Genomic DNA, 23726 nt, shown 5'->3' on the forward strand with positions numbered 1-23726 from the left:
CTTATTTTAACTTGTCATTCTCATAGTGGTGAACTCTTTGAAGACCTGGAAATGCTTGTTGACGCAGCGCTTCGTAGATAACAATCGCCACACTATTAGACAAATTCAAGGCCCGAATATGATCATCATCTTGAGGAATTCGAATCGCTTTTTCAGGATATTGCCGCATAAATGGTTCCGGCAATCCCGTCGTTTCTTTGCCAAACAAGAAGTAATGATCTTTATCATCAGCAGTATAGTCCACATCAGTATAATCATGGTCCGCAAATTTAGAAACTAAGTATAAATAATTTAGATCTGGTACAGAATCAATAAACTCGGGTAGATTTTCATGGTAAACAAGATCAACATCTTTCCAGTAATCTAATCCGGCCCGTTTAAGATGTTTATCATCAACAGAAAATCCAAGTGGTTTAATTAAATGAAGGACCGTGTCAGTTCCAGCACATGTTCGGGCAATGTTCCCCGTGTTGGCTGGCATCAAGGGTTCAAAAAGCACAATATGGTTTGTCATTTTTATTCTCTCTCTCATAATTAATAGTTATCTAAAGGCTATCATACTGCTATAAATTTCTTCCAACAACAAAAAAAGCGTAGACACTCGGTGTAGGCACGGCGAGCTTCTACGTTAAATGAAGTACAACTTGCTAATCGCCAACGATTTCCCGATGTCAATTAACAACCGATTTCTTAACTAAATCCTAACACCATAATTCAAGATGTGCAACCTTCTCAGACCCAGTGTTTAAGCGATCGTTCCCTTTAATAAAGTCACATCCACAGTAATATGATTCAATTGCGAAGCTTGCGCATTTTGAATCATTTCGGGGGTTGCTCCCCAATGTAAGGGGGTCATTTGAATCAAGTCGGACAATAAGTCATCCTCAAATTTAAACGTATAAGTAAGCTGCTTGGTTTGGGCATGCGGAAAATGTTTTTCAAAAAGGCTCACAACCTGATCATTTTGGTAATCAGCATGTTGACTATCCTTTTCATACAACAACTGACGCAATTCACCTAAATAATTTGAATTAGGCACAATTTTCAAAACTTGCCCACCTGGCTTTAGGACTCGTTGAAATTCTGCATATGCTGAAGGTGAGAATAAATCCAGAATAGTTGTAAATTTATCATTGGTGAAAGGCAAATTAGCTAAATCTGCAATACAGAAAAATGCACTCGAATTTAATTGAGTCGCCAAGTTAATTCCCGCCGTTGAGATATCAAAACCAACTGCTGTTGCTCCCTCAGTCATTGAAAGAGTTTTCTTTAGGGGTGTGCCTTCACCAGAGCCTACATCCAAAATAACTTCATCTTTATCTATGTTTTTCGCAAACTCCTGGCAAATCGGATCAAACAAACCGGCTGTTAATATCCTTCGTCTGGAGGCCAGCATCGCATCATCATATTCACTAGTAACGGCGTGATTTAAAAAGTAGAGAGTTCCCTTTTTTGAAATATCGATGGCGTGCTGATTTGGGCAGATAATGCTACCAGATTCAACACGATCATAAGTATCGTGACACACGGGGCAACGAAACAGCGATAAATTGTTTTGAATAAATTGAATACCCTTTTCTCTTTTTTTCATTTTCTGTTCATCCTCATTTTAATTAAAATTATCAAATAACTAACCTTTTAAGCATAACATGGACACGTTTACTGAAGTATTTGAAAAACAAAAAATCCTAAATTTACTAAAGAAAAACGTTAGTAAATTTAGGATAGAATATTTTATTATCAATCAGGTGTCTCATAACCACCATTTTGTTTTTTATACCAATGAAATAGATGCGTTAAAAGCACTTTAGAAACAGCATAGACCGGGATCCCAAAGATAACGCCCAATACTCCAAACATCCGTCCTGACGCCAACAAGACAATCAGAATTGTAACTGGATGAATGGCTAAATTCGTTCCAAGAATTAATGGTGAAAGGATTCGGCCTTCAATAGTCTGTTCAATTGCGAATACAATCAAAACCTTAACTACCATCCATGGCGATATGAAAGCCGCTAATACAAGCGAAGGAACCATCGCCAAGAAGGACCCCAGATAGGGAATCAAATTTAGAATACCAGCTGCAATTCCCAAGGTTAAAGCAAATTTCAGCCCAATGATTAAATACCCAACAAAGAACATAATTGCTACACAAAAGGCAACAATTAATTGACCTCGAATATAGCCACTCACCTTTCCGTTAACTTCATCAAGAATTGACACAAACCCTGCACGTTTCTTAGTTGGTAAGAAATGCGCCAAATATTTAGGTAATTGATGACCATCTTTTAATAAATAAAAAAGGATAAACGGCATTGTAATCAAGCCCACCACAATTTTTGTAACTGAACTAATTACGCCTCCTACTGATGTAAAGGTATGATTAGCTGCATTGCTTACCCAACTAGAAAGTGAGCTCGTAGCAGAATCACTAACCTTTTGAAATTCCTTTTGGAACTGACCAAACCGCGGATCATTCAACCAGGTATCCAACTGATTAGTCAAATGATTCCAATAATCAGGCCAATTCTTCAAAAAGTCGGTCGCCTGACTTCGGATGACCGGAATTAAAGACACGACGCCCAAAACTAAAAGTGCAATCACAACTACAAATAGTCCAATAATTGTCCATACTCTCTTAACATGAAACTTGTTCTCTAACCAATCAACAACTGGATTAAATAAGTAAAATAATACGCCAGCAAGGATAACAGGAAATCCCACAATATCAACAAAGTCATTAATTGGTTTAAAAAACCAGGTGACTTTTGAAAATACAAAGATTATTAGTAAACATAATAAAACAATCATTAAATTGACGATAATTCGATTATTTAAAACGAGCTTTGTAAACCATGAACGCCAAGTATCTTTTTCCGTTTTCAAAGAATCACCACACAATCATTAAAATATATAGGTTATTTTATCATCAACCGAAAACTTAGGGAACTTTTCCGGAGAAAGATAAATTGCACTTTCCAGAGGTGTTTCTGGAATTGGTGTAAAGCACAGCGTTACGTGACCTACTCCTTGCAAGTTTGCATTCACTAATTCACCACAAAAAGTAATTGTGTAAGTTGTGTCATGAATCTTAATTTGCGATCCCCGTTTTAAATTAAATTTAGGATGATCGTCTTCAAAGTCTTGAATAACTGCCACACTTTTAAGGTTACTAGTCGCTTCTGGGCCAAATAAAATCGCAATTGGATCACTTTCTACAATGGCATTAGGACCTATTTCTATAATTTTGGACGTAATCGTCATAAAATACCCTCTTCTCAAATAAATTCTTATTTTTATTGTAGCATAGTCATCTTCATCAAATAAAGAAAATGGAAGCGTGCCCAGCAATTCTTAATTTTGTGCTATACTTTTGTATTAGAGAATACAAGGAGGTTTTTATTTTGAAAGAATCATTTTTTGTTGGTACGTATACAAAAAAAACTAGCCAAGGCGTTTATAAACTAACCTTAGACACTGAAACAAACACACTGAGCAAGGCCGAATTAGTGGCAAAAATTGGTAATCCTACTTATGTCGCCAAATCCAAGCGTAATTTTCTTTACACCGTTGATCAAAAGGGTGCTGATGGTGGCGTGGCAGTCGTTGATCTCAATACGACCCCTGCTAAAATTATCCAACATGCTGTAACTCCTGGTAATTCACCTGCTTATGTTGCAGTTGATGAACAACGTCAACTTCTTTATAGTTCTAATTATCATTTAGCAACCGTAACTGTTTACAAAATTGGCGAAGATGGCCGTCTTAGTCAAACAGATGTTGTTGCACATTCTGGAAAAGGTCCTAAACCTGAACAAGCAGATGGTGCTCATGTCCATTTTAGCGATTTGACACCAGACAATCGTTTGGTTGTTTGTGATTTAGGAACCGATGAAGTTTATACCTATGATGTTTCAGATGACGGAAAGCTCACAGAAGTGACCCGTTATAAAACCAAGGCCGGTTTCGGGCCCCGTCACATTGTATTTACAAAAAATGGTTCAACAGCTTACTTAGCTGGTGAACTTGGTAGTGCAGTAGAAGTTTTAAATTATGATGAACAAAATGGTGAGTTTACCCATTTGCAGACAATTAGTACAATTCCTTCAACTTGGCATGCACATAACGGAGCAGCTGCGATTAAACTGAGTCAGGATGATAAATTCCTTTACGTTTCTAATCGTGGATATAATTCTTTAGCTGTTTTTGCAACCAGTTCCGATGGTTCCTTAAAACTAATTCAAAATATTTCTGTAGAAGGAGATTTCCCTCGTGATTTTGCCTTAGACCCCACGGAAAGTTTCATTGTGTGTGCCAATCAAAATACAGATAACTTAACGTTATTCTCTCGTTCAAAGGAAAACGGAAAACTTACTTTATTAGAAAAGGACATTCCATTACCTGAAGGCGTTTGTGTTTTGTTTGAATAACTAGAATTTAATAACGGACAGGAGCCACAAATGATAATTAAAGAAGTAGCTTTAGAAAATTTTACAAATGTGCCGAAAGCCATTCGTGCTGGTGCCAACCGAATTGAGCTCTGTGACAATCTTGCCGTTGGCGGAACAACTGTCAGCAAAGGGGTTATGGCAGAAACTCAAAAGTATGCCAATGACCACCATATCCCCGTCATGGCCATGATCCGACCACGCGGTGGCAACTTTGTTTATACAGATACTGAATTAAAAATTATGGAAGCTGATGTTTTTCAAGCACAAGAACTTGGCATAGACGGGGTTGTTTTTGGTGCTTTACACAAAAACGGTACTTTGGATACGGATGCTCTTGAAATGTTAATTGCGGCTGCAGGCGGAATGCAAATCACTTTCCATATGGCATTTGACGCGATTCCAAAAGCAAAACAGTCTGAATCAATCGATTGGCTTGCTGAAGCTGGAATTGACCGTATTTTGACACATGGCGGTGATTTAGATACTCCAATTACAACTCATTATGCCGATCTCAAACAAATAATTAAGGATGCTCACCAACGATTAATCATATTACCAGGTGGTGGCATCACTTCGCGTAATTTAGCCGAAGTTACTGATGAGTTAGGAGTTTCCGAAGCTCATGGTACTCGCATTGTTGGACAACTTTAAAAAACACCAAAATAGCGGAATAGCTTGCAACCAATTGGTTGAGCTATTCCGCTATTTAATTTATTTCATAAATAATTGTAAAAAATATTGAGCAATATTGAAATAGATCAGAACACTAGTTAGATCACTGAGGGTCGAAATAAACGGTCCACTTGCTACCGCTGGATCAACCCCTATTTTTTCCATTCCAATTGGAATTAAACTTCCGGCTAAGTTGGCCACAAAAATTGCGCCAGCCATCGCAGTCCCAACAACTGCCCCAAGAAGAAAGTTTTGTTTCCATACACCAACCATAACAAACACACACAGTCCGGTTACAATACCAATAATAATTCCTGTAGCCACCTCGTTTAAAATCAAACGGGCAATTTTTAAATGACTGTTGGTAGCCAAACGACGAACCGCGACGGCTAAGCTCTGAGTCCCTGCATTCCCGGCAGTTCCTGTAATTAAGGAAATAAAAATGGCAAGCACACTTACTTGGGAAAGTAATCCCTCAAAATGGTTAATCAGCGTTGCAGTTAGCATCCCTAGAAATAACAAGGTAATTAACCACGGCAACCGTTTTAAAGCAGTTTGAAAGGGGTTGTGCGAAATGGTTTCAGTATCCACACCAGCTAAATGAGAGTAATCTTCAGCAGACTCTTCATCAATAACATCAATAATATCATCAACTGTGATAATCCCAACAATTTTTTCAGTTTCATCCACAACTGGGATCGCAACAAAATTATAATCACGGACCTGTTCAGCAATGGCCTCTTGATCCTCATTAACATCTACAGCTAACACACGGGTAGCCATAATATCAGTTACTTTCACATCATCCGGATGCGTAATCAAATCTCGAACAGACAATACGCCTACTAATTTGTTTACGTCATCTGTGACGTAAATGTAGGCAATAATCTCCGCATACTGAGCCTCTCGCTTCACGTGTTGCATAGCCGTTCCTATGGTTTGATCTTCATTAACCGCGATAAACTCGGTAGTCATTAAGGAACCGGCCGTTTCATCTTCATAATGAATCAATTTCCGAACCTGATTAGCTTCATCAGTATGCAACAAGCCCAAATACTTTTTGCGCTTAATTGGACGAATATTTGTGAAAATGTCTACCACATTATCCGTATACATCTCAGTTAATAACCGCGACACATATGAATCAGACATTTCATCCAGATACTTGCCCATTTCTCCGGGATCCTCTTCAGTATCATCAAAAACATTGGCAAGCTCTTCAGGAGATATAAACGTGTAAACCAATTTCCTTTGTTCAAAATCAAACGCAGAAAACAATTGGCTTTGTTCATACCCATGAAGGCCTAGAAAAATTTTGCGAAAACCTTTTCGATTTTTTTTATTTAACGTTCCAGATAACTGCTTTTTTAGTTCTTCTAATTCTTCTGCCATAACTAGCTCTCCTCAGCATCATAGCTTTCGGGATTCTTGTTCCAAATATGCCGCCATATCTTTTGGCAAAGGTGCCATTACTTCAATTTGTTGATCTTTAAATGGATTAAAAAAAGAAATTGAAGAACAGTGCAAAGCTTGGCGTTGCATATAGCCACTGCAACTTCCTCCATATAACACATCACCAACTAATGGATGATCAAGGGTTGAAAAATGAACCCGAATCTGGTGAGTTCTGCCAGTATGTAATTGCACTCGTAGTAAAGTGGCATCACGTAAGGACTTAATTACCCAATACTCTGTAATTGACCGCCGCCCCTTTGAATCAGCCGGAACCTCGCGTCGAATAAAGGATCCTGGTTCACGCACAATTGGTAAATCAATTAGGCCATGCTTTTGTTGAAGATGTCCCATCACAACTGCCGTGTAAAGTTTTTTAATTTTATGTTCTTTCAATTCTCTGTCTAACACCGAATGAGCAAAATGATGTTTGGCAAAGATAACTAAACCAGAAGTATCGCGATCGAGTCTTGTTACAACATGCGTAACCTGACTCTCATAGCCTTGCCGCTGATAATACCCCTTCACGCGATTTACAAGGGTATCATTCGAATACACGCGTGATGGCACGGTTGCCATGTATGCCGGTTTATTAACGACTAAAAAATGTTCATCTTCATAACAAATTTCGATTGGTTCATTTGAAACAGCAACATTATCGTTCGCAATCTCAGGTGGCAGCGTAATCGTTAATTCATCACCAGTCACAACCTCTTCTGATGCCCGAACCGAATTGCGATTAAGATCAATGTTACCACCGTGAAATTTAATATCTTTCAATAAAGTTCTTGAAACCCCTTTTTGATACAAAAAAGTTCGGATCTTCTCCGGACTTTCGACTTCAACTCGCCAACTAATCTTCATTTCCGTCACCGATAAATGCATTATGAACACGATTCCAGAATCCAATATGACGATATTTAGCAAAATTGATTTTTTGTTTACCAATTCGATACTCGATTTGTTCAATGGGCGAATTCACGACATCGACTTGATCAGCGGTAAAATTAAAATTGCCTCCATGAGCCGGTCGAATGGTCACCCACTCATCTGGGGCCATAATAACGGATGCTCCCAAAGTTCGAAATACCCGATTGTTAATAGAAGCAATTTCAGCCATTTGAAGAACTTCAAGATGCGGATGAATAACAGCCCCACCAATGGACCGATTGTAAGCCGTTGATCCTGTTGGCGTTGAGATACAAAGTCCATCCCCACGAAAACGTTCAAATAATTGATCCTTAATATAAACATCGGCAACCAACGTTGAGGAAATTTTTTTAATTGTAGATTCATTGACAGCTTGATAACGAATCGGCTTTTTTTCTCCAACTAGCGTGACATCGATATCTAAAATTGGATATCCCACCGATTCACCAGTGTCTGCTTGGATCGCCTTAACGAGATCATCTAGCTCATAATCCTGCCAATCAGTATAAAACCCCAGGTGACCCGTATGAACTCCAATAAAACGCACATGAGCCAATTGGGTTCTATAATGTTGAAAAGCAGACAAGAGCGTACCATCGCCGCCAACTGTGACCACAATGTCTGGTTGCTCATTGTCGACAGTAATTTGCGCTTCTTTTAATTTACTAACTAATTGCTTGCCAACATTTTCGGCATTATTTGCTTGCGTGCTATAAACCGCTACTTTCATTTACTATCAGTCCTTATGTGAGCCATAAATATTATGATCCGAACGATCTCTGGAAAATAATTTTTGGGCTTCTTGAATTTCTTCTCGAATTTCTGACATCTCTTCATCCAGTGAAAAAGCCGCTTCTGCCGCTCTTTGAAGCCGATCACTTAATTCTTTTGGAAATTCACCTTGGTACTTGTAATTCAAAGAATGCTCAATTGTAGCCCAAAAATTCATCGCCAAGGTCCGAATTTGAATTTCTGCCAAGATCTTTTTTTCTCCAGAAATTAACTGAACTGGATACTCCACCACAATGTGATAAGAACGATAGCCACTTGGCTTTTCATTATTAATGTAATCGCGTTCTTCAATAATTGTTAAGTCGGTTCGCTTTCGAAGAAGGTCAACAACTTGATAAATATCTTCGACAAACTGGCACATAACACGCACACCAGCAATATCTTGCATATCTTGCTCAAGTCGATCTTCACGAACTTGGCGGCGAACCATTTTTTCTTTAATACTAGAGACAGGCTTAACCCGGCCTGTTACAAATTCAATTGGACTTTGTTGATCATCATTTTGAAATTGTTTTCGAATCCCTCGTAATTTTATTTTTAATTCATCAACGGTTTGTTTGTATGGTAATAAAAATTGTTCCCAATTGTCAATCACGTAATTTGCCTCACTTTTTTAAAACACTACCGTCAATTTTAGCATAAAACCGGCGTTTAATCTTCTCAAATGCTATTCTGGTTATTCGATCCCATTTTTGATTCGCTTTTCTTTACCTTAAACAATCAAATGAGCTAAGATACAGCTGAACTTGAAATTAATAAAACAATTTATTTGATATTTTTTGAAAATTTGGTAAAGTTTATACTGTTGTCTTATTAAGGGTAACTTAAAAATAAAATTAATTTTTGCAATTTTAATGGAGGAGAGTTTAATGCTTGATGTCTATTTATTCGTGACACCATGGGATGAGCAATGCATCCAATCTGAAAAAGTCATGATAGATTTTGTCCAGAATGTGGATCAAAAAGTGAGTTTTCAAATCATTCCCATGCTAAACATGCAAATCATTCAGAGCTATTTGCATAACACTAAAAACAAGTCTTATGACTCTTATAATCGTCTATCAGAAGATATGTACAATATGATTTTAGATTACAAGGCGGCCCTTTTTCAATGTAAACGTCACGGCCGCAATTTCTTAAAATTAATTCAACAAGAAATTAACAGTAATCACTTACCGTATTCTAAACAACTCGGCTCTGAAATTGCCGAAAGAGCAAAACTAGACCTAGAAATGTTTGAAAATGATCGACGTTCAAAATTAGCAAGAGACGCATTCAAAGCTGATCAAAGAACCGCTTCTGAAATGAACGTTGCCATTTCCCCAGCAGCAGTCATCTTTAACGATGATGGTGACGATTGTGGTATTCTTGTAGAGGATTTTGATGACAAAACATTACAGCAAATTTGCCAAGATGATGCATGTCCGCTCTCTTCTGCTATTAGTTTTTCACACCCATCAGTTTCATTTCCACATGTGTTATAATTTTATTCGCAATACTAAATAAAGAGCTTCTTAACAATCGCGATACTTATCGTTCTTGCTAAGAAACTCTTTATTTTTTACAATAAATTTTCAAATTCGTTTAAACGCTGTTCAAATACATCAAAAGCATCCTCTAAATATTGCTTCTGTGACATATCGACTCCTGCCCTCTTCATCACATCTAAGGGAAAATCTGAGCTTCCTGATTTCAAATACGTCAAATAGTTATCTTTTGCATGTGGTTGATGAGTTGTAATGCCCTTAGCCAAGGCCGAAGCCGCTGCAAAACCTGTTGCGTATTGATACACATAAAAATTGTAATAAAAATGAGGAATCCTAGTCCATTCTGACTTTATTTGGGAATCATTAACAACATCGTCACCGTAATATCGATGGTTTAATTTTCCGTAGTAGTCGGACATCATTTCTGCAGTCAAGGCTTCCCCACGGGCGTCTGCTTCATGAATAAATTGTTCAAATTCAGCGAATTGTGTTTGTCGATAAACGGTCCCCTTGAAATCATCCAAATAATGATTCAAAACAAACAGTTTAATTTGAGGATCATCATATTTATCCAATAAATATTGAGTTAAAATATTTTCATTAGTTGTCGATGCAATTTCAGCAACAAAAATTGGATAATCACCATATTGATAGGGTTGATTATGCGTCGTGTAATAGCTGTGCATACTATGCCCCATTTCATGAACCAATGTGAATAAATTGTCCAAATCATCTTGCCAATTCAACAACATAAATGGATTTGTTCCATAGACACCAGAAGAATACGCCCCACTTCGTTTCCCTTGGTTTTCAACAACGTCGATCCAGCGATTCTTGAAAGCTTCATCAACATGACTTACATAATCATCACCCATGATTTGAAGGGCAGCCTTTGCTTCTTCTTGAGCTTCCAAATATGTGTAATTGAGGGGCGATTTTCCAGTAATTGGTGTATATAAATCATACATATGTAATTCTTTTAAATTAAGAATTTTCTTTCTCAATCCAACATAGCGATGCAGCAAATCTAAATGCTGATTTACCTCAGTTACCAAATTCGTATAAACTGTTTCAGGAATCGCGCTTTCGCTCATTGCCGCCTGACGTGCACTCTCATAACCTCTGATTTGCGCATTAAAATTATGAACCTTAACCTCTCCAGCTAATGTCGTTGCGAAAGTATTTTTAAATTGTTCATACACCGCATAGAGCTGTTTGAAAGCTTGTTTACGCACAGATTGATGAGTAGATTGTAAAAGTGTGGAATACATTCCCTGAGACAGCTGAACGGTTTCTCCAGCTGTATTTTTCACAAATGGAAATTTAAGATCTGAATTGTCCAAAATTCCAAATACATTCTCAGATGTCTCGAAAATGGAACTCGCACCAGCCAAAATTGCTTCCTCTTTGGTAGAAAGAACGTGCTTTCTTTTTAAATTAAGAACGTCGAAATAATGCTTATAGGGCTTAAAATCAGCATTATTATTTTGAAAATTTGCCAATGTAGCCTTAGGAATCGCTAAAATTTCAGGTTCTAACCACGCTAGCTTTGCAGATACCTTGGCCACTAAATCATTTACTTGATCTTTAAGCGCCTGATTCTGATTATTTGACGTGTCTTGATCATTCTTTAACTCCGCATAAACATAAATACGTTCCAATTGATTTTCAATTTTAAGCTCACTTTGTATTGCTGTTAACAAAGTCGCTCCGTTGTTTGCTAAATTTCCAGACGATTCCAGTAAAGCATCGACTTGTGGAGACAATTGTGCGATCGCTTTTTTTAGCGCTGATTCATCTTTGAAAATTGTTGAAAGATCCCATGTCAATGCAACTGGAACTTCGCTACGTTTAGGTAATTGCTTGATCTCTGCCATTTATTTTTCCTCCATGCTGTTAAATTAGTTTTACTGTAACATAACTAGGCCGGAAAAAAATTAAGTTTTTGAGTTAGATCTCTGTACCAACAAGGTAACTTGTTTATTCGGTAACACTCATGATCAAGTTGAACAACCTCATTTGAAAGTAACTCTGCTAAAAATTGCTGGAAATTCATTTCCACATTAATTTTCTGACGAGCAACATTTGGGAACTTTAGCATTGAACTGCCACTTATATATTCAAACCAGGCAAAGAATTCTTGATACGAAAATGACCGTTTTGAACTAACTTGTGTGAGTTTAACTAAAAAACGAACTTTGATTTCCAAAGGTGTCGTCACTCCTGTCGGAAACTCAAACAACCGTCCATGTATCAACCACGGGCAACCAGCCAAATTTAAATGATGTAAGTAACAAAAATTTTGTACTTTACGCAAACGTGGATCCGTATACCTGCCCAACAACCGCCTTTGCAACTCAAGAGCCTCTCGATATGCATGATAACTTTTCAAGACATCATATTGATTATCTTGGCGAAATAGCTCATTAAACGCTTTTTTATCGGGGACAAAATTATAATCTACCCACCTTATTTTTCCAAATAAATCTTGTGTAAGGTGATGTTTTACTAAAAATTGATCATTTGTGGGATTATAAAAAGAAATAAATAGATTAAGTGATTTTTGAAAATACGAGAATTTAGAGAGCTTTTCTAGCGTTAATTTTCTAGCCAAATAAGTTGGCCCCAGAATCCACCAAACCTTATATCCGTGTTCATAATACCCACGTGTCCTTTCAGAAAGCTTTTCTAACGATATGGGACTACATTGAAACTCAATTGCAGTCCAATGATGATGCCAATTCACTAAGATATCCGGTCGCTGATGTAACTCTGGCAAATACGCCTCTAGTTTTACGGCTAAATGATTTTTCCGGCACCAATTGAAAATCCTCGTTTTTCCAGTCAAATGAGCTTGTGTTTCGCCTTCACTAAAAACTTCACAATCGGCACCCGCATGATGTGCAAAATGAGATAACCGCGTTTGACCGTGTCTCAAAATGACAAACTGACCACATCCAGGACAAGTATATTTGCTCTCACGGGTAGCGTCTATTGCCAAAACACTATGATCATCTTTGTTTGCAACAAACATCGTACCATCTCCCTCCATAATTAAAAATACGCAGAAAGATAGTTGTTTTTCCAAAGAATAAAAAATGATCTTAGCTAAAAAGCCAAAACCATTTTGTAAATGTTCTATTTAAAATAGTGTCTCGTTAATTCAAGAGCGCTTTGGCTCATAATCTCTTTTCCATGTTCATGCAAAACATCAGCAGTTACATCCGATGCATCCGCATATTCATAAGCAACTGCAAGTTCATTTTTGACTGTCTCCGGACTAGACTCATCAACGAAGAAGATTAAATCTAAATAGTAATTGTCTCGATATTTGAATAGGTTAGACGCTGCACTTTCAAGATGTAAAACCCGAGCAATCTCCGGCATACTCTCAAAATTTGGTAATTTCAGGACAAACTCTTGAGTATTTGTGTCCGGATCATTAAGATAAGGATCTAAATCAGCTGGACTAGCATCTTTCTTTGGCTCCTGCTTCTTCTTTTTACCATCATCATCATGCTGGACCAACTGGTGTTTGATAAATTCAGAAACATCATCTTCATTATTCATGTTAAAAGTATTATTATCCGCATTCACTTTTGAATTACCCTTCATATCAGAATTTTTACTAATAAAAAGTTCTAATCCATTTTGGTTAGGTAATACCTGGAAAGTAACGGCATCATTTTCCTGAAATTGATGATCCGTATCAACCTCTTGTAAAATACTATAGAAAAAATCTTCTATTTGTTTATGACTTCCTAACAAATCAAGGACAGTAATGCCACGTTCACTTAAATCATCATTACCGATCACAACTCGAATTGTATCATCATTTATTCGTTCCATTTCCATGGGTCGCACCCCCAACCTCTCGTTACTTTTATCTGCTGTGAGTCACAACAGATTCTAACTAAAAAAATAGATTCATGGATATTATCCCACAAATCTAGCTTTTTGCAATTAACCTGCCTTTTATTCTAAAGATCAGCCAAACGTTGTGCCTCCCGAAGTTCATAAGCACGAACATCGCGTGGTAAGAATCGACGAATTTCATCTTCATTGTACCCAACCTGGAGACGCTTTTCATCCAGAATAATCGGTCTTCTAAGCAAGCCAGGATTCTTTTGAATTAATTCGAAAAGTTTTTGTAATGGTAATTCATCAAGATTTACGTTTAGTTTTTGATATACTTTAGAACGTTTTGAAATAATTTCTTCCGTTCCATTTTCTGTCATTCTTAGAATGGATTTAATTTCATCCATTGTTAATGGTTCGGAAAAAATGTTACGTTCCTTAAAAGGAATATTATTTTCTTTGAGCCATGCACGCGCTTTTCTACAAGATGTACAACTCGGTGAAGTATATAAAGTAACCATATTTTTCCTCCTTAACAAATCAAACCAAATTAAGCTTTTAATAAGCAAGTTCGATCTCTTTACAATGACTATTATAACCCGTAACGCTTGTTAAAGCCATAGTTTTTGCAAATTTTTTCCTTACTTTTTGTAAATATTTATAATACACTATTTTATTTTGTGTCTAATATATCGTCAAAACATAACATTTCGCTATATAACGTCAATTTATTCAATAAGTCTTCTTAATTAAATACTTATTAAAGACAATAATTATACATAATAACGATTAAGCAATAAAATCAGATATTTATTCTAAAATTCAAGCTATACCAATTCAAGCTTCTATGCATTAAACTTGATATTCTCGGAGTTTGTGTGCACGTTCCACTTGAACGCCTGTTCCCGCACTATCCTGTGCCTCCTGCTTTAATTGCTCCAAATTACCTGTTTGGGGAAGATGTGTTAATAATAACCGTTTAGCATGCGCTTGGTTCGCTAATTTGCCAGATTCTGTTGATGTCATATGCCATTTTTTCCCAGTTTTATTCGCATAAAAATTCGTATCCGTCATCAAAAAATCAGCATTATGCGCAAATTTAGCCAGCTCGGAAAAATATGCCGTATCAGATGTAAATACCAAAACTTTTTGTGAGCTTCTTTCAACAATTCTAACTGCAAACGCAGGAACTGGATGATGAGTCTTCATAAAAGTGAGTTGCAAAGGCCCTAAGTTTAATGTTTGATCGTCAGTGTATGCTTTACCGACTGTTGACTCCGGCCAAGTCAAAGCTCCAAAATTTAACGGATCCTGAGTGTGCCCATAAATTGGCAAAACTGGTTCCCTCTTATTGCCATCTCTTAATTGCCAAAAATATTGAAGCACACCAACATCTGCCGTATGATCATGATGATAGTGAGACAATAAGACTGCATCCAGTTGCAATGGATCTAAAACCTCTTCTAGTGTAAGTAATGCTTCACTTCCACAATCCAAGAGTAAATTATAATCACCTGACTGAATCAGATAAGCACTTGTACCAACATCATTCCATGGATATCCTCCATAATAACCTAAAACTGTTAATTTCAATTTATCTTCTCCTCTCGTACCTTTATTTCCAGATTATGCTTTCTATCATATATTCGCAAGAAAATCGTCGTTCCCTACGTTTAATTTAACATATTATCCCTAAAAAAAGAAAACCTTTTCATAATTTTTAACGAACAAGGTATAATGAAAGAGTAAGAAGAACAGAGTACTTGAAAATATTCTTTTATAGATACAAAATAAATGTAGCAAACGAGGGAGAGATTAAAATGCTTAATAAAATTTCATCCACTTTTGGAAGTTGGCCAATTATTAATCAAATTAAAAAAAATAACCCAGAACATGAATTCGTCACACTTTCTAGTTCATCTATAAAGAATGACTTTCAATTGTTGGATATTTCAGATAAATCATCTGTTTTTGCTAATCCACTAATTTATAACGTTACATTTCATGAAGGTAGCTCAAAGTGGAATGGTTTTTATCGATTTGCATTTATGACCCTTTCAAAAGAAGAAATTAAGGTCCTTAATGCCAAAATCATGCGTTTTATTGCAGCAGGTCATCTGCCCTTAGGATTGAACGATATTTTTCTTTTACAACCTGACAAAAAACCTAATGAGCGAGTTTTACTCACTATTTGGCAACTAGACTCCGACTATTCATTCTGGCGGCGTTCTGAAAGTTACCAGCCTTTCAAAATCTATAGTGACAGTGGAGCTTATAACTATCACGATACAAATTATAGGGCCTATCAATTGCACAGCCTGCAATCATAGTTATTTTCAAACCAATTTTTACAAAGAAAATGCTAAGTAAATTTTAGGCAATTGTCTAAAGTTACTTAGCATTTCTTTGTTTTATTTAACTTTCAATGTCATTGCATTAATAGCCACGATAATGGTGCTTAGTGACATTATAACAGCTCCTACCATTGGATCCAACATGAAACCAATCGGTGCTAATACACCGGCGGCCAGTGGCAGAGCAATTAAATTATAGCCCGCTCCCCACCATAAATTCTCCATCATCTTTCTATGTGTATTTTTAGCTAATTTAATGAAGCTAACAATATCCATAGGATCACTCTTGACTAAGATAATATCAGCTGACTCAATAGCAACATCTGTCCCAGAGCCAATAGCAATTCCAATGTTAGCTTTGGCTAAACTTGGAGCATCGTTGACACCGTCCCCGACCATCATCACTTGGTCTCCTCGATTTTGATACTCACCAATGATTCGTTGTTTGTCTTCTGGGTGTAATTGAGAGCGGTACGTTGTAATACCAAGCTTATCTGCTACAACTTTGGCAGTCTCATTGTTATCACCAGTTATCATGACCGGTTCAATATTCATATCTTTAAACATTTGAATTGCTTTTTTAGAACTAGATTTAATTTGATCTCCCTCAGCAACCATACCTATAACTTTCTCACCTGTAACTAAATAGGCAATCGAGTTTCCTTCACTAGCCCATTTTTTAAATGAATCAGCATCGTAAGTTATTTTTTGTTCTTTTAAATAAGTTGCAGACACAAGTTTGTAGACTTTACCCTCAATGGTTCCTTGCAAACCTGCTCCAGTAATTTGTTCAATATCTTTAGCTTGAGATACTGTTATTTTTTGTTGCTTAGCCTCGTTTAAAATTCCAACTGCCATGGGATGGCTTGAACCATTCTCCAATGTTGCCATCAATTTAAGGACCTGGACATCACTCAAATTGTTTTGGTAACTTTCGTAATGACGAACTTTAAATAAGCCTTCCGTTAAAGTTCCAGTTTTATCCATCAAAACATATTTAATTTTGTTAATTGACTCCATCGCATCCCGATTACGAATTAATAACCCATGATTGGCCGCTAGAGCCGTGCTACGGGCTGTAACTAATGGAACTGCTAATCCAAGCGCATGAGGACAAGCAATGATCAGAACGGTAACTGTGATGGATAACCCTACTGATAGTCCTCTAAGTGATGTCCATGTGATAAAAGCAATTATACCGATAATTAAGGCTGCATAGAATAGCCAGCCTGCAACTCGATCTGCAGTATTTTCGATTTTTGATTTATTTTGTTGTGCATCAGAAACCAATTTTTGGACCTGAGCAAGATAACTAGTTTCGCCTGTCCCCGTTACTTTAAATTCAAAAGTTCCGTCACCGTTAATTGATCCACCAATAACCTGGCCTTTGACGTCTTTTTCAACTTGCTTTGCTTCACCTGTAACCATTGCTTCGTTAACTGTTGATTTTCCCGAAACTATAATCCCATCTGCCGGAATCTTTTCTCCAGCACGTACTTGTAAAATTTGTTTATTTTGGATATCAGTACTTTTAATGTCTTGCACTTTCTCGTTCTCAACCAGATGAGCCTTATCCGGCAATAACTTTCCCAATGCATCTACAGCACTCCCCGCATGACTAATGGTATTCATTTCAACCCAGTGCCCTAAAAGCATAATGACAATTAAAGTTGATAATTCCCAGAAAAAGCTTTCTTTTTGTGGTTGAATATTTAAAATATCGTTGGCAATAAATGCATACATACTATAAATATATGAAACTGAAATCCCCAAAGCAATTAACATCATCATTGCCGGTTTATGTTCTTGCATTTCTCCTTTTGCACCGCTGAAAAATGGTTTTCCGCCGTAGAAGAATAAAATCGTAGCCAAAATTGCAACAATCCAATTAGAACCAGTAAAACTAAACTGAAAAGGCAGTTTCATTCCCATCATTGGACTCATCAAAATAATTGGAATTGTTAATACTAATGAGACCCAAAATTTTTGTTTCAAATTTCCCATATGCATCATATGACCACCATGATTCATCATGTCATGATCCATACTCATTGTGTCATTTTTTGAATGATTCATTCTGTTGTCTCCTCCTTTGGAATACAATTACATGCGACTTGATCTGGCGCTGTTTGTTCTTTAGCAGTGAGCGCATCTTGAAGTTTCTGTATATCACTTTTACTCAACTGAATTTCTTGGATAAGCTCCGCTAAAACTTTCCCATTTTTCATTGCACACATATTTTTAAAGAGCCTTGTCGCTTCTTCCTGCATAGCAGTCCGCTCGGCAATCGCACATTGGTAAGTATTTGTGTGTCCTTCTTTTGTCGCTGTTAGCATTCCCTTTTGCACTAACCGACCAATCAAGGTTTTAACTGTTGAAGCTTTCCAGGTTCGTTTTTTTACTAGTAAATTTATAATCTCACTACTAGTTGCCTTTTCCAGTGTCCATACTATTCGCATCACTTCCCATTCAGAAGTGGTGATAGGTAAATCATTAGCCATTATAAGTCCTCCGTTTACAAATGTAATCTACAATTAACAGACTACATTTGTAAACGATAATTGTCAAGGAAGAAGTTCATTTGTTTTAGCTTTTTGTGATATGATTAAAACATTAACTTGTGAAAAGAAAGGTTCATTATGAAGATTAAAATTAACCGCACAATCCTTATAAACATCATTCTCGATTTATTATTTGGCATTTTTTTCCTTTACTACCTAAACAGCAGTGCAGGAAATGTTTCTTCTGGTTACCGTTGGTTAATCACAGCCTTTGCCGCTTATGATTTTACAAATGTGATTATGAGTATCAGAAAGATTGTTCTCGAAAACAAAAAAAAATAATTATAGAGACAAAAAAGGAGAATTCATTTTGAATTCTCCTTTTGCATTTAATAAATAAGAACCAAGCCAAACAAAAAGACAGTATTAGAAGTTGCTTAACTTCTAATACTGTCTCTGGCGGTTCATCAACAGGATTTGACAAAGAGACTTAATAAATAAGTATTTTGTATTTTAAGATGCTTAATCTTTAATGCTGTCTTGGACGGTTCATCAACAGTCTTGGCAAAAAGCCTTGAGTATTAAAAAAAAAAAACGATCAATTTCTCTTTTTGAATGAGAAACAATCGCTTATACAGTATGCTCTAAACCAAGGCGGTAACCGGATTTGAACCGGTGATGAAGGTTTTGCAGACCTCTGCCTTACCACTTGGCTATACCGCCATTTGAACCAAATAAAAAAGCTCACACTGAGCTTATATGCCGCCGGTGGGGGTCGAACCCACACTCCCGGTAAAGGGAACTGGATTTTGAGTCCAGCGCGTCTGCCAATTCCGCCACAGCGGCATCTCTTAATATTATCCGGTTAAATTAAGTTCAAAGTAAGAACTTCTAACCTCAAGGATAACTAAAAATCATCCTTAGGGCGGTAGGTGGGAATCGAACCCACGCGTGCCGGATCCACAAACCGGTGCGTTAACCACTTCGCCACTACCGCCAACAATGGCAGGGATAGTAGGAGTTGAACCCACATCGACGGTTTTGGAGACCGCAGTTCTACCATTAAACTATATCCCTATTATAAAAATGGAAGGGAGTGGATTCGAACCACCGAACCCGAAGGAGCGGATTTACAGTCCGCCGCGTTTAGCCAGACTTCGCTACCCTTCCATAATATGGCGCGAGACAGAGTCGAACTGCCGACACACGGAGCTTCAATCCGTTGCTCTACCAACTGAGCTATCGCGCCAAAAAATGACATATTTAATATTCATTTCAAACGGTTCCAACGAGACTCGAACTCGTGATCTCCTGCGTGACAGGCAGGCGTCCTAAACCAACTAGACCATGGAACCAATAATTTAAATGGAGAGTACAGGGCTCGAACCTGTGACCCTCTGCTTGTAAGGCAGACGCTCTCCCAACTGAGCTAACTCTCCATAAAAATGACCCGTACGGGATTCGAACCCATGTTACTGCCGTGAAAGGGCAGTGTCTTAAACCACTTGACCAACGGGTCATAACATAATTAAAACGGAGAGTAAGGGATTCGAACCCTTGAGACGGATAAATCCGTCTACATGATTTCCAGTCATGCTCCTTCGGCCAGCTCGGACAACTCTCCATATCCAAAACCAAACTCCGGCAGGCGGGCTCGAACCGTCGACAACCTGATTAACAGTCAGGTGCTCTACCAACTGAGCTATGCCGGAATATTCGCATGGCAACGTCCTACCCTCGCAGGGAGCGATCCCCCAACTACTCTCGGCGTTAAGAAGCTTAACTTCTGTGTTCGACATGGGAACAGGTGTATCCTTCTCACTATCGTCACCACACTTCTCCGATCCACTTACGCGGCTCGTGTGAAAGAAATTTATTCTCTCAAAACTAAATAATATCGAATCCTTCTCTTGAGAACACCACTTTGTGGTTAAGTCCTCGACCGATTAGTATTGGTCCGCTCCATGTATCACTACACTTCCACTCCCAACCTATCTACCTGATCATCTCTCAGGGGTCTTACTTCCATAAATGGAATGGGAAATCTCATCTCGAGGTGAGTTTCACACTTAGATGCTTTCAGCGTTTATCTCATCCATACGTAGCTACCCAGCGATGCTCCTGGCGGAACAACTGGTACACCAGCGGTATGTCCATCCCGGTCCTCTCGTACTAAGGACAGATCCTCTCAAATTTCCTACGCCCGCGACGGATAGGGACCGAACTGTCTCACGACGTTCTGAACCCAGCTCGCGTACCGCTTTAATGGGCGAACAGCCCAACCCTTGGGACCGACTACAGCCCCAGGATGCGATGAGCCGACATCGAGGTGCCAAACCTCCCCGTCGATGTGAACTCTTGGGGGAGATAAGCCTGTTATCCCCAGGGTAGCTTTTATCCGTTGAGCGATGGCCCTTCCATACGGTACCACCGGATCACTAAGCCCGACTTTCGTCCCTGCTCGACCTGTCTGTCTCGCAGTCAAGCTCCCTTGTGCCTTTACACTCTGCGAATGATTTCCAACCATTCTGAGGGAACCTTTGGGCGCCTCCGTTACTCTTTAGGAGGCGACCGCCCCAGTCAAACTGCCTACCTGACACTGTCTCCCGCCACGCTTAGTGGCGCGGGTTAGAGGGTTCATACAACGAGGGTAGTATCCCACCAACGCCTCCATCGAAACTAGCGTTCCGATATCTACGGCTCCTACCTATCCTGTACAAGTTGTACAAACACTCAATATCAAGCTACAGTAAAGCTCCATGGGGTCTTTCCGTCCTGTCGCGGGTAACCCGCATCTTCACGGGTATTATAATTTCACCGAGTCTCTCGTTGAGACAGTGCCCAGATCGTTACACCTTTCGTGCGGGTCGGAACTTACCCGACAAGGAATTTCGCTACCTTAGGACCGTTATAGTTACGGCCGCCGTTTACTGGGGCTTCATTTCAAAGCTTCGCCGAAGCTAACTCATTCACTTAACCTTCCAGCACCGGGCAGGTGTCAGCCCCTATACGTCATCTTACGATTTTGCAGAAACCTGTGTTTTTGATAAACAGTCGCCTGGGCCTATTCACTGCGGCTGATCTTGCGATCAGCACCCCTTCTTCCGAAGTTACGGGGTCATTTTGCCGAGTTCCTTAACGAGAGTTCTCTCGCTCACCTGAGGATACTCTCCTCGACTACCTGTGTCGGTTTGCGGTACGGGTAGTTAAACTCTAACTAGAAGCTTTTCTCGGCAGTGTGACATCAGAAACTTCGCTACTTAAATTTCGCTCCCCATCACAACTTGTCCTGAAAAGATAAAGCATTTAACTCTACCTAAGACTTGTTGCTTGGGCACACTTATCCAACTGTGTGCTTTTCTTAGCCTCCTGCGTCCCTCCATTGTTCAAACAAGTTTAACTAGTACAGGAATCTCAACCTGTTATCCATCGTCTACGCCTCTCGGCCTCGACTTAGGTCCCGACTAACCCTGGGTGGACGAGCCTTCCCCAGGAAACCTTAGTCATTCGGTGGACAGGATTCTCACCTGTCTTTCGCTACTCATACCGGCATTCTCACTTCTAAGCGCTCCAACAGTCCTCACGGTCTGCCTTCATCGCCCTTAGAACGCTCTCCTATCACGCCACCTTACGGTGGCATCCACAGTCTCGGTAATATGTTTAAGCCCCGGTACATTTTCGGCGCAGAATCACTCGACTAGTGAGCTATTACGCACTCTTTAAATGATGGCTGCTTCTGAGCCAACATCCTAGTTGTCTATGCAACTCCACATCCTTTTCCACTTAACATATATTTAGGGACCTTAACTGGTGGTCTGGGCTGTTCCCCTTTCGACGATGGATCTTATCACTCACCGTCTGACTCCCGGACATAAATCAATGGCATTCGGAGTTTATCTGAATTCAGTAACCCTAGATGGGCCCCTAGTCCAAACAGTGGCTCTACCTCCATGATCCTAAGTCCGAGGCTAGCCCTAAAGCTATTTCGGAGAGAACCAGCTATCTCCAAGTTCGTTTGGAATTTCACCGCTACCCACACCTCATCTCAGCACTTTTCAACGTACACGAGTTCGGTCCTCCAGTGCGTTTTACCGCACCTTCAACCTGGACATGGGTAGGTCACTTGGTTTCGGGTCTACATCTGCATACTCAGTCGCCCTATTCAGACTCGCTTTCGCTACGGCTCCGTTTCTTCAACTTAACCTGGCATGCAAACGTAACTCGCCGGTTCATTCTACAAAAGGCACGCCATCACCCATTAACGGGCTCTGACTTCTTGTAGGCACATGGTTTCAAGAACTGTTTCACTCCCCTTTCGGGGTGCTTTTCACCTTTCCCTCACGGTACTGGTTCACTATCGGTCACTAGGGAGTATTTAGCCTTGGGAGATGGTCCTCCCGGATTCCGACGGAGTTACACGTGTTCCGCCGTACTCAGGATCCTGAACTGAGGGATTTTCATTTTGCCTACGGGGCTGTCACCCGCTCTGGCCAGTCTTCCCAGACTGTTCGGCTATGAAAATCTTTGGTAACTCAAATGTTCGGTCCTACAACCCCAGGAAGCAAGCTTCCTGGTTTGGGCTGTTCCCCTTTCGCTCGCCGCTACTCAGGGAATCGATTTTTCTTTCTATTCCTGTGGGTACTGAGATGTTTCAGTTCCCCACGTCTACCTCCAACCACGTTATGTATTCACGTGGCGGTAACAACGGATTAATGTTGTTGGGTTTCCCCATTCGGAAATCTCCGGATCAAAGCTTACTTACAGCTCCCCGAAGCATATCGGTGTTAGTCCCGTCCTTCATCGGCTCCTAGTACCAAGGCATTCACCATGCGCCCTTTATAACTTAACCTAACTTTATCAAAGATAAAGTGGTTTTGAGTTTAGCGATTATTTTTGAACTAATCTTGTTTTAAAACTCTATAAAACGCAATGTTCTCGGTTTAATTATCTGATAATTAAAATTAGAAAATTTTTCGATATTATTTAGTTTTCAAAGAACAAATTCGACGGCTAAGCCGTCAATGGAGAATAGCGGGATCGAACCGCTGACCTCCTGCGTGCAAGGCAGGCGCTCTCCCAGCTGAGCTAATTCCCCAAAAATGTACCTATGGGCCTAAATGGACTTGAACCATCGACCTCACGCTTATCAGGCGTGCGCTCTAAACCAGCTGAGCTATAGGCCCGTTCGCGCTTATACATTTGAGAGTAGACCTCTCAAAACTAAACAAA

20 protein-coding genes, 13 tRNA genes and 2 rRNA genes are annotated in these 23726 nt (G+C 39.1%); 5 read left to right on the plus strand and 30 right to left on the minus strand.

Going from position 1 to position 23726, the window contains the following annotated elements:
• Position 1: 1 nt before the first annotated feature.
• From ADU73_RS00710 to ADU73_RS00725, 4 genes are all read right to left on the minus strand, one after another.
• Positions 2 to 514 (minus strand): tRNA (cytidine(34)-2'-O)-methyltransferase, encoded by a 513-nt coding sequence (locus tag ADU73_RS00710; protein ID WP_046871805.1) that lies wholly within the window; start codon positions 512 to 514, stop codon positions 2 to 4.
• 231 nt (positions 515 to 745) lie between these two features.
• Positions 746 to 1591 carry a methyltransferase domain-containing protein gene (locus tag ADU73_RS00715; RefSeq protein ID WP_046871804.1) on the minus strand — a complete coding sequence of 282 codons (846 nt, stop codon included), beginning with the start codon at positions 1589 to 1591 and terminating at the stop codon, positions 746 to 748.
• A 149-nt stretch (positions 1592 to 1740) separates the two neighbouring features.
• A complete protein-coding gene (locus ADU73_RS00720) occupies positions 1741 to 2811 on the minus strand; it encodes an AI-2E family transporter (RefSeq protein WP_080945552.1) in 1071 nt (356 codons plus the stop codon).
• A 93-nt stretch (positions 2812 to 2904) separates the two neighbouring features.
• Positions 2905 to 3264: a PTS glucitol/sorbitol transporter subunit IIA gene (locus tag ADU73_RS00725; RefSeq protein WP_046871802.1), complete on the minus strand. Its 360-nt coding sequence runs from the start codon at positions 3262 to 3264 to the stop codon at positions 2905 to 2907.
• Between the two features lie 140 nt (positions 3265 to 3404).
• Between ADU73_RS00725 and ADU73_RS00730 the strand changes: the two genes are divergently transcribed.
• The gene (locus ADU73_RS00730; RefSeq protein ID WP_056986052.1) at positions 3405 to 4430 is read left to right on the plus strand and encodes a lactonase family protein; all 1026 of its coding nucleotides are present in this window, start codon (positions 3405 to 3407) and stop codon (positions 4428 to 4430) included.
• A gap of 33 nt (positions 4431 to 4463) precedes the next feature.
• A complete protein-coding gene (locus tag ADU73_RS00735) occupies positions 4464 to 5102 on the plus strand; it encodes a copper homeostasis protein CutC (protein ID WP_046871837.1) in 639 nt (212 codons plus the stop codon).
• 60 nt (positions 5103 to 5162) lie between these two features.
• Here the strand turns inward: ADU73_RS00735 and mgtE are convergent, their stop codons facing one another.
• The 4 genes from mgtE to yjbM are packed head-to-tail and all read right to left on the minus strand — an operon-like array spanning position 5163 to position 8892.
• Complete coding sequence (mgtE, locus tag ADU73_RS00740) at positions 5163 to 6515, minus strand: magnesium transporter (RefSeq protein ID WP_046871800.1); 1353 nt, start codon at positions 6513 to 6515, stop codon at positions 5163 to 5165.
• A gap of 18 nt (positions 6516 to 6533) precedes the next feature.
• Positions 6534 to 7439: an RluA family pseudouridine synthase gene (locus ADU73_RS00745; RefSeq protein WP_046871799.1), complete on the minus strand. Its 906-nt coding sequence runs from the start codon at positions 7437 to 7439 to the stop codon at positions 6534 to 6536.
• Positions 7429 to 8235, minus strand: a complete 807-nt coding sequence (locus ADU73_RS00750) for an NAD kinase (RefSeq protein ID WP_046871798.1) — start codon at positions 8233 to 8235, stop codon at positions 7429 to 7431. Before ADU73_RS00750 ends, ADU73_RS00745 begins: the two co-directional genes overlap by 11 nt.
• 6 nt (positions 8236 to 8241) lie before the next feature.
• Complete coding sequence (gene yjbM, locus ADU73_RS00755; RefSeq protein WP_046871797.1) at positions 8242 to 8892, minus strand: GTP diphosphokinase; 651 nt, start codon at positions 8890 to 8892, stop codon at positions 8242 to 8244.
• 274 nt (positions 8893 to 9166) lie between these two features.
• Here yjbM and ADU73_RS00760 point away from each other — a divergent pair, with 274 nt between their 5' ends.
• Positions 9167 to 9781: a DsbA family protein gene (locus tag ADU73_RS00760; protein ID WP_046871796.1), complete on the plus strand. Its 615-nt coding sequence runs from the start codon at positions 9167 to 9169 to the stop codon at positions 9779 to 9781.
• A 77-nt stretch (positions 9782 to 9858) separates the two neighbouring features.
• Here ADU73_RS00760 and pepF read toward each other — a convergent pair whose 3' ends face one another.
• The 5 genes from pepF to ADU73_RS00785 form a co-directional block, all read right to left on the minus strand.
• Entirely contained in the window at positions 9859 to 11661 is a 1803-nt protein-coding gene (pepF, locus tag ADU73_RS00765) for an oligoendopeptidase F (protein WP_062913084.1), read from the minus strand.
• Between the two features lie 44 nt (positions 11662 to 11705).
• Positions 11706 to 12836: a competence protein CoiA gene (locus tag ADU73_RS00770; protein ID WP_080945547.1), complete on the minus strand. Its 1131-nt coding sequence runs from the start codon at positions 12834 to 12836 to the stop codon at positions 11706 to 11708.
• A gap of 86 nt (positions 12837 to 12922) precedes the next feature.
• On the minus strand, positions 12923 to 13639 hold the full coding sequence (locus ADU73_RS00775) for an adaptor protein MecA (protein WP_056986055.1): 717 nt from the start codon (positions 13637 to 13639) through the stop codon (positions 12923 to 12925).
• Positions 13640 to 13764: 125 nt separating this feature from the next.
• Positions 13765 to 14163 (minus strand): transcriptional regulator SpxA, encoded by a 399-nt coding sequence (gene spxA, locus ADU73_RS00780; protein WP_056986056.1) that lies wholly within the window; start codon positions 14161 to 14163, stop codon positions 13765 to 13767.
• Between the two features lie 331 nt (positions 14164 to 14494).
• Positions 14495 to 15235 carry an MBL fold metallo-hydrolase gene (locus tag ADU73_RS00785; protein WP_046871792.1) on the minus strand — a complete coding sequence of 247 codons (741 nt, stop codon included), beginning with the start codon at positions 15233 to 15235 and terminating at the stop codon, positions 14495 to 14497.
• A 227-nt stretch (positions 15236 to 15462) separates the two neighbouring features.
• Here ADU73_RS00785 and ADU73_RS00790 point away from each other — a divergent pair, with 227 nt between their 5' ends.
• Positions 15463 to 15972, plus strand: coding sequence for a hypothetical protein (locus ADU73_RS00790; RefSeq protein ID WP_056986581.1), 510 nt, complete (start codon positions 15463 to 15465; stop codon positions 15970 to 15972).
• Positions 15973 to 16053: 81 nt separating this feature from the next.
• Here ADU73_RS00790 and ADU73_RS00795 read toward each other — a convergent pair whose 3' ends face one another.
• Together ADU73_RS00795 and ADU73_RS00800 are read right to left on the minus strand one after the other, a co-directional pair.
• The gene (locus ADU73_RS00795; protein ID WP_046871790.1) at positions 16054 to 18072 is read right to left on the minus strand and encodes a heavy metal translocating P-type ATPase; all 2019 of its coding nucleotides are present in this window, start codon (positions 18070 to 18072) and stop codon (positions 16054 to 16056) included.
• The gene (locus ADU73_RS00800; protein ID WP_062913085.1) at positions 18069 to 18497 is read right to left on the minus strand and encodes a CopY/TcrY family copper transport repressor; all 429 of its coding nucleotides are present in this window, start codon (positions 18495 to 18497) and stop codon (positions 18069 to 18071) included. The genes ADU73_RS00795 and ADU73_RS00800 overlap by 4 nt, the downstream gene beginning before the upstream one ends.
• A gap of 138 nt (positions 18498 to 18635) precedes the next feature.
• Here ADU73_RS00800 and ADU73_RS00805 point away from each other — a divergent pair, with 138 nt between their 5' ends.
• Entirely contained in the window at positions 18636 to 18839 is a 204-nt protein-coding gene (locus ADU73_RS00805; RefSeq protein WP_056986582.1) for a hypothetical protein, read from the plus strand.
• Between the two features lie 310 nt (positions 18840 to 19149).
• Here ADU73_RS00805 and ADU73_RS00810 read toward each other — a convergent pair.
• The 15 genes from ADU73_RS00810 to ADU73_RS00880 form a co-directional block, all read right to left on the minus strand.
• Positions 19150 to 19220: transfer RNA gene (locus ADU73_RS00810), tRNA-Cys, on the minus strand.
• Between the two features lie 37 nt (positions 19221 to 19257).
• A tRNA-Leu gene (locus ADU73_RS00815) sits at positions 19258 to 19343 on the minus strand.
• A 78-nt stretch (positions 19344 to 19421) separates the two neighbouring features.
• Positions 19422 to 19494 (minus strand) — tRNA-His (locus ADU73_RS00820).
• 6 nt (positions 19495 to 19500) lie between these two features.
• Positions 19501 to 19574, minus strand: a tRNA-Trp gene (locus ADU73_RS00825).
• 10 nt (positions 19575 to 19584) lie between these two features.
• Positions 19585 to 19667 (minus strand) — tRNA-Tyr (locus ADU73_RS00830).
• A gap of 6 nt (positions 19668 to 19673) precedes the next feature.
• Positions 19674 to 19746: transfer RNA gene (locus ADU73_RS00835), tRNA-Phe, on the minus strand.
• A 31-nt stretch (positions 19747 to 19777) separates the two neighbouring features.
• Positions 19778 to 19852, minus strand: a tRNA-Asp gene (locus ADU73_RS00840).
• 11 nt (positions 19853 to 19863) lie between these two features.
• Positions 19864 to 19936, minus strand: a tRNA-Val gene (locus tag ADU73_RS00845).
• 7 nt (positions 19937 to 19943) lie between these two features.
• A tRNA-Glu gene (locus tag ADU73_RS00850) sits at positions 19944 to 20016 on the minus strand.
• 15 nt (positions 20017 to 20031) lie between these two features.
• A tRNA-Ser gene (locus tag ADU73_RS00855) sits at positions 20032 to 20121 on the minus strand.
• A 15-nt stretch (positions 20122 to 20136) separates the two neighbouring features.
• A tRNA-Asn gene (locus ADU73_RS00860) sits at positions 20137 to 20209 on the minus strand.
• Positions 20210 to 20215: 6 nt separating this feature from the next.
• A 5S ribosomal RNA gene (rrf, locus tag ADU73_RS00865) occupies positions 20216 to 20332 on the minus strand.
• Between the two features lie 91 nt (positions 20333 to 20423).
• A 23S ribosomal RNA gene (locus ADU73_RS00870) occupies positions 20424 to 23346 on the minus strand.
• A 173-nt stretch (positions 23347 to 23519) separates the two neighbouring features.
• Positions 23520 to 23592: transfer RNA gene (locus ADU73_RS00875), tRNA-Ala, on the minus strand.
• 13 nt (positions 23593 to 23605) lie between these two features.
• Positions 23606 to 23680: transfer RNA gene (locus tag ADU73_RS00880), tRNA-Ile, on the minus strand.
• Positions 23681 to 23726 lie beyond the last annotated feature (46 nt).

It is taken from the genome of Pediococcus damnosus, assembly GCF_001611155.1.
GTDB lineage: Bacteria > Bacillota > Bacilli > Lactobacillales > Lactobacillaceae > Pediococcus > Pediococcus damnosus.